Genomic DNA, 10,423 nt, shown 5'->3' with positions numbered 1-10,423 from the left:
TACGACGGCTGTGACAGGGCGCGAGCTCGATCCCGGCACCGGACTCGAAGAGGGCCGGCGCGTCCTCGGGGTCGTCGACCAGGCCCTCGAGGGCGGCGCCGGCCATCAACCCGCCGCGCATCGGGCCGGAGGCACGCTCCCAGGTCAACGGTGGGCCGGCGTGCAGGAACTGGCCGCGCTCCAGGCCGAGCACCTCGCCGGCGGGCGCGACGTCGACGAGTCGGGCGGTCACGCCGAGCATGGCCGCGAGGGCGCGCTCGTTGGCGGCCCTGCGGACCGGGTCGCCGGCGACCACGGCCAGGTCTCGCTCGGTGCCGGTGATCGGGGGGCGCCAGTCGACGCGGGTCACGTCCACGGCCTGGCTCGCCACGGCGTCGGCGAAGAGGTCGGCGCCGGCGGAGACGATGTGCTGGGGGGTGGTCATCGGGGTCCCCGTTCGGTGAGCAGCTCGATCGCGCGGCGGGTGGCGCCGGCGTTGGACAGGTGGACCTCGGCCCCGGCCTCGACCAGGGTGCGGGCCTGGCGCGCGCGGTCCTGCAGGTCTGCGGTGGTGCCGACGAGGGCGACCACGACCGGTGGGCGCAGCCCGGCGATCGCAGGGGCGAGGTCGGCGGCCGGATCCGGCTCGGCGCCGTGGCCGAGCACGAGGTCGAGCAGGATGACGGCCGTCCGTTCGTCGGCGCCCGCCCGGGCCAGGTGCTCCAGGCGCAGCCCTGGGTCGATCATCGGGTGGGCGCGACCCGCGGTCAGGGCGTCGTCACCGAAGTCGACCATCGTGTGACCGTCCGCGGAGAGGGCTTCGTCGCCGGTGAGGTCGAGGGCCAGGTCGGGGGAGAGCGGGATGTTGCTGCGAACCGGGCCCAGGGCCTCGGCGGCGATCAGCATCGACTCGTCACAGAGCGTGCCGCCCACGAAGAGGCCGCGCAGCAGGCGACCGGCCCGCACCGGCCGCGCGGTGCCCTCGACGGGCCAGGCGGGCACGTCGTGACCGAGCCGGGTCAGCACGGACTCGGCCGCCGCGGTCAGGTCGGGCCGGCCGGCCCCGAGGAGCGCGAACTCGACGGGGGTGCTCAGGTGCGCGGCGTACGCCCTGATCTCGTCGGCCACCTGCTCGGCGGGTGGCTTGGAGACCAGCACGATCAGCTCGACCTCCGGGTCCGCGTCCAGTCGGCGCATCGCCTCCCGGGTGGAGAGCCCGCCGACGTCGGTGGAGAGGTCGCGCCCGCCGACCCCGAGGGCCGAGGAGACGCCGACACCGGCATGGTCGAGCAGGGCGAGCAGCTGCTGGCAGCCGGTGCCCGACGCGGCAACGATCCCGACCGGGCCGGGCGCCACCGTGTTGGCGAAGCCCAGCCCGAGGCCGCCGACGACGGCCGTTCCGCAGTCGGGCCCCATCACCAGGAGGCCGCGATCGGTCGCCGTGCGCTTGAGCACCACCTCCTGCTCGAGCGGCACGTTGTCGCTGAAGATCATCACGTCGCGGCCGGCGTCGAGGGCGTCCATCGCCTCCACGAAGGCATGGGCCCCGGGCACCGAGACCAGCACGACCGCGTCCGGTTGGCGGCGCAGCGCGGAGGCCGTCGTACGGGCGGGCGCCACCGTGGCGGGGCCCTCGTCGCGCCGGTTGGCGGCGAGCAGGGCGTCGGCGACGCCGGCCAGGGCGTCGTCCAGGGCGGAGGCGTCGGCCAACCGGAGCGCCACGACGAGGTCGTTGGTCGTGGCGTCGCTCGGGACGTGGAACCCCATCCCGGTCAGCACCTCGACGTTCAGCTCGGTGGCCATCGCCACCTGGGCGGCGAGGACGCCGTCGTGCTGCTGGACCGCACGACTCACCTGCAGCAGCGTCACCGAGTCCGCGTAGGCGCCGCGGCGCAGTTCGACGTGGGTGAGGGGAGTGGAGTCGGTCATGCGACGGATCCGATCTGGTTGCGGAGCGCGGAGAGGGCCAGCCGGGCGCCCTGGGCGAGCGCCACTCCGGACGAGTGGCCGACGGCGTACAGGGCCCTGGTGGCGGCGTCCTCCTCGGACGTGCCGAGCGCGTCGAGGAAGGCGAGGAACTCCGGCACCGACTCACCGTGCAGGGCGCAGTCGAGCAGGGTCGCGGAGAGCAGGGTGGTGCGCGGCAGGTGGGAGCGGATCGCGCGGTCGACGTCCGGGGTCGCCACGCCGGCTGCTCGATGGGTCGCCAGCCAGCCGCAGAGCAGGTCGTCGCCGGCCGGGGTGAGTCCGTCGCCCCGACCCACGAGCCCGCCCACGCGGGCGGCCATCGGTCGGTCCGTCAGGCCCGGGGGAACGACGAGCCCGGTCACCGAGGCCGAGGGGACGGCCTGCGAGGCGGCCGAGCTCGCCGCCCTACGGGCGATTCCCTCCGGGTCGAGCCGGCGGACGCCCACGTCCGCCAGGATCCGACCCACCACCAGCGGTCTCCCGTCGAGGTGGAGAACCCCCTGTCGAACGTACGCCGACTCGGCCGGCACCGAGCCGAGATCACGATTCCTCGACCTCAGCGCACAGGGCACCGCGACCCCGGAGGCCGACACGAGGCCGACCGCCCAGCCGCCGATCGCGACGTACGTCGCATGCCGACCGTGGTGCACGACCCGGACCTTTCCGTCGGGGGCGGACCGCAGCCGCTGAGCCACTCGGGGGGGTGCGCTCACGGGGATCACGCTTTCCGACGCTACCGGCCATGACTAGGGTGAGCCGATGTGAGGTTGTGCCAACGATCCGCGGGATGAGGGACAAGACTTGATAAGCGACAAGGATGCGATCGCGGCGCTGGCGCGGGTGGACGCTCTGCACGCGGCCCTGACCCAGATCGTCCTCGAGGGCGGCAACCTCGACGGGATCGCTGCCGAGGTGGCGCGGGTGCTGGACGTGAGCGTGGTGATCACGTCCTCCGACGGCCGGGAGCGGGCCGGCGCCGCCTCGACCGAGGCTCGCCGCCTGCTCGCCGAGCGGGACCTGGTCGACCACACCGGCCGGGTCCGGGTCGAGAGGCTGGGTCACGGTGCGAGCTCGGTGGGTGAGGGCGAGGCACGCAGCCTGCGCGTCGCGGCCGGCGGCGCCGACCTTGCCCGGCTGGTCTGCTGGCGCACCCGGGGTGCGATCCCCGACGACGACGTGCACGCGCTCGAGCGCGCGGCGGCGGTCGCGGCGCTGCTGATCACCCGGGAGGAGGCGGTGGCTGCGGTCGAGAACAAGTACCAGGGCGACTTCCTGCGCGACCTGTTCCTGCGCGGCGCGACCGGCTTCGCCACCGATCCCGAGTACGTCGCCGAGCACGCCGACACGTTCGGCTGGGACCTGCGTCGGCCGGTGGTCGTGGTCTCCGCCGAGATCGACCCTCCGGGCGAGGACGAGCCGCCGGTCTCGCGCAGTCAGCGCCGCCAGTGGCAGGAGCGCTTCAGCGCCGCCTGGCGTCAGGTCAGCCGCAACCTCGACCACCGGATCCCCAGCGTGGACTTCTCCACCGAGGTGGTCACCCTGCTCCCGGTCGGGGCGGGCGACGCGACCGACGTGGCCGGGCACGACGTCGTGCGACGGGCGGTGCACGCGGTGGCCGGCGACAAGGGCGGCGGTCGGCAACCGTTCTCGGTCGGGGTGAGCCGGGTGGCGAGCAGTCTCGAAGAACTGCCCCAGGCCTATGCCCAGGCCCGGCGCGCGGTCGAGGTGGGCCGTCGCTTCAAGGGCGGTGGGTCGACCACCTTCTTCGACCAGATGGGCGTGCACCGGTTGATCGCCCTGATCCCGGACACCGACGAGCTGCGCTCGTTCGCCCACGACGTACTCGGTCCGCTGGCCCGCCAGACCACGGAGGCCGCCGACCTGCGGACCACGTTGCAGATGCTGCTCGACACCAACTTCAACGTCGCCGAGGCCGCGCGCCTGCAGTTCTTCCACTACAACACGATGCGCTACCGGGTCAGCAAGCTGGAGCGGCTGCTGGGCCCGCTCAGCAGTGACCAGCACCTGCGCCTCGACGTGGCGGTGGCGCTCCGGGTGCTGGAGGTCACCGGCTGAGCGCGCCACAAGACGTGCCAGCGGTCCCGGCGTTCCTTCGGCATTTCTCGCCGTCGAGGGTGTGTCATGAAGATCACTAGTTTGTGGAGTCTCGGGGCCCGACCGCACTACGAGAGGACCTGTCATGTCGCTCATGTCGATGTTCAAGTGGGACGTGGTCGACCCGCAACCCGGTGAGGCCGTGGCGCCACACCAGCGGTTGTCGTGGGGCAAGACGGCGGGCCTGGGCGCCCAGCACGTCATCGCGATGTTCGGAGCCACGTTCGTGTTCCCGATCATCATGGGACTGGACGCCAACCTCGCCATCATGATGAGCGGGATCGCGACCATCTGCTTCCTGCTGATCGTCAAGGGGAAGGTTCCCAGCTACCTGGGCACCTCGGCCTCCTTCGTCGGTGGTGCCGCGGCGATCTACTCCCAGGGCGGTGGGCCGGCCGACGTGACCGGCGCGATCCTGCTCTCCGGTGTGGTGCTGGCCCTGGTCGGTGTCGCGATCCACTACTTCGGGGCGGGGGCCGTCAACGCGGTGCTGCCGCCGGTGGTCACCGGTGGTGTGGTCATGCTGATCGGCTTCAACCTCGCCGGCGTCGCCACCAACGTCTACCTGCCGGCCGACCCGTGGATGGGCATGATCACCATGCTCGCGGTGATCCTGATGGCCGTGGGGCTGCGCGGCTTCCTGGGCCGGGTCGCGATCTTCCTCGGCCTGATCTTCGGCTACGTCCTCTCCTGGGTCTTCGACCTGATCGGTGTCGGCGGCGTCGAGGGCGACCGGGTGAACTGGGCCTCGATCAGCGACGCCCCCTGGTTCGGTTTCCCCGACAAGACCGTCGCCGGTCTCGTCGGCAACCAGAACGAGCTCGGCAACATGGCCCAGGTCGGCTGGCACCTGCCCGACTTCTCCATCACCTTCGCGCTGCTCGCCATGCCGGCCGTGATCGCCCTGGTCGCCGAGAACATCGGCCACGTCAAGGCGGTCTCCGGGATGACCGGGACGGACCTCGACCCCTACGTCGGCCGCGCGGTCGCCGCCGACGGTGTCGGCACCGTGATCGCGACCTCCGTGGGTGGTTCGCCCACCACGACGTACGCCGAGAACATCGGCGTGATGGCCGCGACCCGGGTCTACTCCACGGCCGCCTACTTCGTCGCTGCCGGGGTCGCGATCCTGCTCGGCTTCGTGCCGAAGTTCGGAGCGATCGTCTACGCGACGCCCGGTGGTGTGCTGGCCGGGATCACGCTGGTGCTCTACGGGATGATCGGTCTGCTGGGCGCCAAGATCTGGATCGAGAACCACGTCAACTTCGCCAACCCGGTGAACCTGGTGCCGGTCGCGGCCGGATTGATCGTCGGCATCGGCTTCGGCACCACCGGTTTCTTCGAGGTGACCGACAACTTCACCCTCGGCGGCATCGCGCTCGGCACGATCATCATCGTCGGTGGCTACCACCTGGCCCGGATGGTCGCCCCGCCCGACATCGAGGGCACGATGATGGCCGTCGGACGCACCGGCGCCCACGCCGACGCCCCGGCCGCTCCCGGCCAGCGGCGAGGTGCTCCCGAGTGAAGCCCGCACCCTTCGCGTACACCCGCCCGACCACGCTGACCCGAGCGCTGGAGACCCTGGCGGGCGAGCCCGACGCGAAGGTGCTGGCCGGGGGCCAGAGCCTGGTCCCGCTGCTGTCGATGCGGTTGGCCGCGCCGGCGGCGCTGGTCGACATCAACGGCATCGCCGGGCTCGACCAGATCGAGGTGGACGACGACGGCGTCCGGGTGGGGGCACTCGCCCGGCACGCCGCCGTCCTCGCCCACCCGGGCGCTCGTCAGGCGCAGCCGCTGCTGGCGATGGCGCTGCACCACGTGGCCCATCCGACCATCCGCAACCGCGGCACCACGGTCGGCTCGATCGTGCACGCGGACGCGGCCGCCGAGATGCCGGTGGTGCTCCGCCTGCTCGGCGGTTCGGTCGAGGCGGTCTCGTCCACGGGGACCCGCACCATCGAGGCCGCCGACCTGTTCGTCGGCCCGCTGGAGTCCTCGCTGCGCCACGACGAGATCGCGGTCTCGGCGTACTTCCCGCGGCTGGGCCCGGGGGAGGGGGTCGCCTTCGACGAGCTCGCCCGGCGCCACGGCGACTACGCCATGTGCGGTGTGGCCGCGCTGGTCCGGGTGCAGGACGGCGCGGTGGTCTCGGCCCGGGCCGGCTACCTCTCGGTCAACGACACCCCGGTGGTGGTGGACCTGACGGCCAGCCTGGCCGGCGGGGTCGACGATGCCTCGCTGACGGCTGCCGGGGAGGCAGCCCTGCTCGAGCTCGAGCCCGCCGAGGACATCCACGCCACCGCGGCTTACCGTGCCCAGCTGGTGCGGGTGCTGACCGGCCGCGTCCTGCGGGCGGCGTACGACCATGCTCTGGGGAGGGCCTGATGAGTGAGGAACTGCACGACGTACGCCTGCGGGTGAACGGCGTCTCGCACGACGTCCGGGTGCCCGCCCGCCGGCTGCTGTCGGACGCGCTGCGCCACGACCTGGGGCTGACCGGCACCCACGTCGGCTGCGAGCACGGGGTCTGCGGGGCGTGCACGATCCTGGTCGACGGCGCCCCGATGCGCTCGTGCCTGCTGCTGGCGGTCTCCGCGGTCGACGTCGAGCTCACCACGGTGGAGGGGCTGACCAACCCCGACGGTTCGTTGGGCCCGGTCCAGCAGGCGTTCGCGGAGTGCCACGGCCTCCAGTGCGGCTTCTGCACCCCGGGCTTCCTGACCACGATCACCGCCGGGCTGCGGGAGAACCCGTGCCCGAACCGGGAGCAGGCCAAGGAGATGATCGCCGGCAACCTGTGCCGCTGCACCGGCTACCAGAACATCGTCAAGGCCGTGGAGCGCGCCGCCGAGCTCGCCGCCGACCTGCCGGCCGAGCTGCCGGCCGACTCCGGGGCCGCGAGCCGGGTGCAGGCATGACCACCAAGCTCTTCGGCACCCCCGTCCAGCGCGTCGAGGACCAGCGCTTCCTGCGCGGCCAGGGCCGCTACGTCGACGACGTCGGGGTCGCCGCGGACATCGGCTCGGGCACCTCGATGCTGCACGCCGCCGTGCTGCGCTCCCCGCACGCCCATGCCCGGATCCTCGACATCGACGTCGACGAGGTGCTCGACCTCGACGGCGTGCACGCGGTGTGGACCTACGAGGACCTGACCGGCCCGATGGCCGAGCCGCTGCCGCTGCTGATCCCGCACCCGGCGCTCACCCACGGCCGCACCCAGTACGCGTTGGCCCGCGACGAGGTGAACCACGTGGGCGAGGCGATCGCCTTCGTCGTCGCCGAGGACCGCTACATCGCCGAGGACGCCGTCGCCCGGATCAAGGTCGCCTACGAGTTCCTGCCGCCGGTGGTCGGCATCGACGCCGCACGCGAGGCGACGCGGCTCGTCCACGAGGACGTGCCCGGCAACGTCGGCGCCCGGCTCGAGCAGAACGTCGGGGACGCCCCCACCGCGATCGCCGCGGCACCGCACCGGCTCTCCCTCGACCTGACCATCGAGCGCAGTGCCTGCATGCCGATGGAGGGTCGCGGCACGGTCGCGCGCTGGGACGCCGACATCAACCGGCTGCAGGTGTGGACCTCCACCCAGACCTCGACCGGTGTGCGCGCCGCGGTGGCGGTCAAGCTCGGCCTCGACCTCGGCCAGGTCGACGTCATCACCCCGGACGTGGGCGGCGGCTTCGGGGTGAAGATCAACCACCCCTGGCCCGAGGAGCTCCTGGTCCCGCTGGCCGCCCGCGCCCTGGGTCGGACGGTGAAGTTCACCGAGGACCGGCGCGAGCACTTCATCTCCTCGGCCCACGAGCGCGGCCAGGTGCACCACGTCGAGGTCGGCTTCGACGACGACGGTCGGCTGCACGGGCTCGAGGTGCAGTTCTGGCACGACCACGGCGCGTACACGCCGTACGGCCTGATCGTCCCGATCATCACCTCCACCCAGCTGCTGGGGCCCTACAAGCCGCAGAACTACCGGGTGGTCTTCGAGTCGCTCTACACCAACACCGTGATGGTCACGCCGTACCGCGGCGCCGGTCGCCCGCAGGGCTGCTACGTCATGGAGCGCACGATGGACGCGATCGCGGCGTACCTGGCCAAGGATCGCGCCGAGGTGCGCTCGGTGAACTTCATCCAGCCCGACGAGTTCCCCTTCGACCAGCAGATGGTCTTCCAGGACGGCCGCGAGCTGGAGTACGACTCCGGCGACTACCCGGCGCTGCTGGAGAAGATCAAGGCCCTGGTGGGCTGGGACGAGTTCCCGGCGTTCCGAGCCGAGATGGCGGCCCAGGGACGCCAGGTCGGGATCGGCCTGGCCTGTTACGTCGAGGGCACCGGGGTGGGGCCCTACGAGGGCGCGCACGTGCACATCGAGACCACCGGCAAGGTCAAGGTGGCGACCGGCCTGACCACCCAGGGGCAGGGACACGCGACCGTCTTCGCGCAGCTGGTCGCCGACGAGCTCGGCGTGAAGTTCTCCGACGTCGAGGTGGTCACCGGCGACACCCGCCGGATGCCCTACGCCGTGGGCACCTTCGCGTCTCGCGCTGCGGTGATGAGCGGGTCGGCGATCCACCTTGCCGCCAAGCGGGCCAAGGAGAAGGTGCTGAAGATCGCCGCCGACGCCCTCGAGGCCGACCCGGCCGACCTGCAGATCGTCGACGGCGTCGTCTCGGTCAAGGGCTCGCCCGGCACGTCGATCGACCTCGGCACCGTCTCGGTGCTGTCCAACCCGCTGCGCTACGCCTTCGACGAGGCCTCCAAGGCGGCCACCCAGTTCTCCGTGGGCGACCCCGGCAAGCCGCCGGTGCCCGAGGACGAGGAGCCCGGCCTGGAGGGTCGCGACTTCTACTCGCCGGAGCGGGCCACCTTCGCCGCCGGGATGCATGCGGTGATCGTGGAGACCGACCCGGAGACCGCCGAGGTCCGGATCCTCACGTACGCCGTCGTGCACGACTGCGGCCACCTGATCAACCCGATGATCGTCGAGGGACAGATCCACGGCGGCGTCGCCCAGGGCGTGGGCGGTGCGCTCTACGAGCGGATGGCCTACGACGAGAACGGTCAGCTGCAGAACGCCTCGTTCATGGACTTCCTGATGCCCTACGTCAGCGAGGTCCCCGACACCATCGACATCGACCACCTCGAGACGCCCTCGCCGCTCAACCCGCTCGGCATCAAGGGTGCCGGGGAGGCCGGGGTGATCCCGTCCGCGGCGGTCTTCGCGGCGGCGATCGAGGACGCCGAAGGATTCCCGATCACGGCGATGCCCATCTCGCCGTCCGACCTGTTCGAGCTGCGCCAGCAGCGCTCGAAGGAGACCCCATGAAGTTCACCGGCGACGCCGTCCTGCACGCCCCCGTCGACCAGGTGTGGTCGGCCCTGCTCGACCCGTCAGTTCTGGTGCGCACGATCCCGGGCTGCGAGCGGCTCGAGGCCACCGGCGAGAACGCCTACGCGATGACCGTGACGGCCGGGGTGGCGGCGATCAAGGGCACCTACGCTGGTGAGTGCGCGATGACCGACCTGAGGGTGGGGGAGTCGCTGCAGATGAAGCTCCAGGGCTCGGGCGCACCCGGCACCATCGGGGCCCAGGTCGGCGTCGCCTTCGTCGCCGGTGACGACGGCACCACCACCGTGCGGTACGACGCGGACGCGGTGGTCGGCGGGATGATCGGCGGGGTCGGCCAGCGGATGCTGACCTCGGTCTCGCGGCGGATGGCCGGCGAGTTCTTCGGCAACGTGGACCGGGTCCTGACGGGCGCCGACGCCGGCCCGGCCACTCCGGTCGAGACCTCGACCAGCGCCGAGGGCGCTCCGGTCTTCACCGCGCCCGCGCGGACCAGCGGCGCCCGGGTGGGGGTCGGCTCGCAGGACGACTTCATGAAGGGGATCGCGGTGGGTGCCGGGCTGGTGCTGCTCGGGGTGATCGCCGGGTCGGTGTTCGGCCGGCGCCGGTGACCCGGCGATGAGCGAGCTCTCGGTCGAGTCGACCGCGCGCGCCCAGGCGGCCGCCGTACGGGCCCGGGAGATCTCCGCACGCGAGCTGCTCGACCTGCACCTCGACCGGATCACGGAGCGCAACCCGCAGTTGAACGCGATCGTCTCGCTCGACGAGGAGCGGGCGCGGGAGGGGGCCTGGCACGCGGACCAGTTCCTGGCGGCCGGTCACCCGGTGGGTCCGTTGCACGGGCTGCCGTTCGCGTTCAAGGACACCCACGCGGTCGCCGGCTGGCGCACGACGTACGGGTCCCCGATCTTCGCCGACCACGTGCCGCAGACCGACGAGCTGATCGTGGAGCGGGTACGCCGCGCCGGCGTCGTCGTGCTCGGCAAGACCAACGTGCCGGAGTTCGCGGCGGGC

General features: G+C 72.3%; 9 protein-coding genes and 1 pseudogene. 7 read left to right on the top strand and 3 right to left on the bottom strand.

The window, feature by feature from the left end:
• From ABZE72_RS13105 to ABZE72_RS13095, 3 genes and pseudogenes are all read right to left on the bottom strand, one after another.
• Positions 1 to 424, bottom strand: a pseudogene (locus tag ABZE72_RS13105) (hypothetical protein); the annotation flags it as partial.
• Positions 421 to 1,908 (bottom strand): FdrA family protein, encoded by a 1,488-nt coding sequence (locus ABZE72_RS13100; protein WP_372729480.1) that lies wholly within the window; start codon positions 1,906 to 1,908, stop codon positions 421 to 423. The gene ABZE72_RS13100 and the pseudogene ABZE72_RS13105, both read right to left, overlap by 4 nt.
• Positions 1,905 to 2,660, bottom strand: coding sequence for a DUF2877 domain-containing protein (locus tag ABZE72_RS13095; RefSeq protein ID WP_372729479.1), 756 nt, complete (start codon positions 2,658 to 2,660; stop codon positions 1,905 to 1,907). The genes ABZE72_RS13100 and ABZE72_RS13095 overlap by 4 nt, the downstream gene beginning before the upstream one ends.
• Before the next feature lie 88 nt (positions 2,661 to 2,748).
• Here ABZE72_RS13095 and ABZE72_RS13090 point away from each other — a divergent pair, with 88 nt between their 5' ends.
• From ABZE72_RS13090 to ABZE72_RS13060, 7 genes are all read left to right on the top strand, one after another.
• On the top strand, positions 2,749 to 4,023 hold the full coding sequence (locus tag ABZE72_RS13090) for a PucR family transcriptional regulator (RefSeq protein ID WP_372729478.1): 1,275 nt from the start codon (positions 2,749 to 2,751) through the stop codon (positions 4,021 to 4,023).
• Positions 4,024 to 4,156: 133 nt separating this feature from the next.
• A complete protein-coding gene (locus ABZE72_RS13085) occupies positions 4,157 to 5,590 on the top strand; it encodes a uracil-xanthine permease family protein (protein ID WP_372729481.1) in 1,434 nt (477 codons plus the stop codon).
• Positions 5,587 to 6,450 carry a xanthine dehydrogenase family protein subunit M gene (locus ABZE72_RS13080; RefSeq protein WP_372729477.1) on the top strand — a complete coding sequence of 288 codons (864 nt, stop codon included), beginning with the start codon at positions 5,587 to 5,589 and terminating at the stop codon, positions 6,448 to 6,450. The genes ABZE72_RS13085 and ABZE72_RS13080 overlap by 4 nt, the downstream gene beginning before the upstream one ends.
• Positions 6,450 to 6,983 carry a (2Fe-2S)-binding protein gene (locus tag ABZE72_RS13075; RefSeq protein WP_372729476.1) on the top strand — a complete coding sequence of 178 codons (534 nt, stop codon included), beginning with the start codon at positions 6,450 to 6,452 and terminating at the stop codon, positions 6,981 to 6,983. Before ABZE72_RS13080 ends, ABZE72_RS13075 begins: the two co-directional genes overlap by 1 nt.
• Positions 6,980 to 9,388: an aerobic carbon-monoxide dehydrogenase large subunit gene (gene cutA / locus ABZE72_RS13070; RefSeq protein ID WP_372729475.1), complete on the top strand. Its 2,409-nt coding sequence runs from the start codon at positions 6,980 to 6,982 to the stop codon at positions 9,386 to 9,388. The genes ABZE72_RS13075 and cutA overlap by 4 nt, the downstream gene beginning before the upstream one ends.
• Entirely contained in the window at positions 9,385 to 10,020 is a 636-nt protein-coding gene (locus ABZE72_RS13065; protein WP_372729474.1) for a carbon monoxide dehydrogenase subunit G, read from the top strand. Before cutA ends, ABZE72_RS13065 begins: the two co-directional genes overlap by 4 nt.
• A gap of 7 nt (positions 10,021 to 10,027) precedes the next feature.
• On the top strand, positions 10,028 to 10,423 hold a 396-nt coding region (locus tag ABZE72_RS13060; RefSeq protein ID WP_372729473.1), incomplete at its 3' end, for an amidase family protein.

This window comes from Nocardioides sp. (assembly GCF_041600255.1).
GTDB lineage: Bacteria > Actinomycetota > Actinomycetes > Propionibacteriales > Nocardioidaceae > Nocardioides.
The sequence above is the reverse complement of the archived record's forward strand: the minus strand, read 5'-3'. Positions and strand labels throughout refer to the sequence as shown.

What these genes read in the sequence shown, in the direction of transcription:
- ABZE72_RS13100 (WP_372729480.1), bottom strand. Translation starts at nt 1,908, where the DNA reads ATGACCGACTCCACTCCCCTCACCCACGTCGAACTGCGCCGCGGCGCC.
- ABZE72_RS13085 (WP_372729481.1), top strand. Translation starts at nt 4,157, where the DNA reads ATGTCGATGTTCAAGTGGGACGTGGTCGACCCGCAACCCGGTGAGGCC.
- ABZE72_RS13065 (WP_372729474.1), top strand. Translation starts at nt 9,385, where the DNA reads ATGAAGTTCACCGGCGACGCCGTCCTGCACGCCCCCGTCGACCAGGTG.
- cutA (WP_372729475.1), top strand. Translation starts at nt 6,980, where the DNA reads ATGACCACCAAGCTCTTCGGCACCCCCGTCCAGCGCGTCGAGGACCAG.
- ABZE72_RS13075 (WP_372729476.1), top strand. Translation starts at nt 6,450, where the DNA reads ATGAGTGAGGAACTGCACGACGTACGCCTGCGGGTGAACGGCGTCTCG.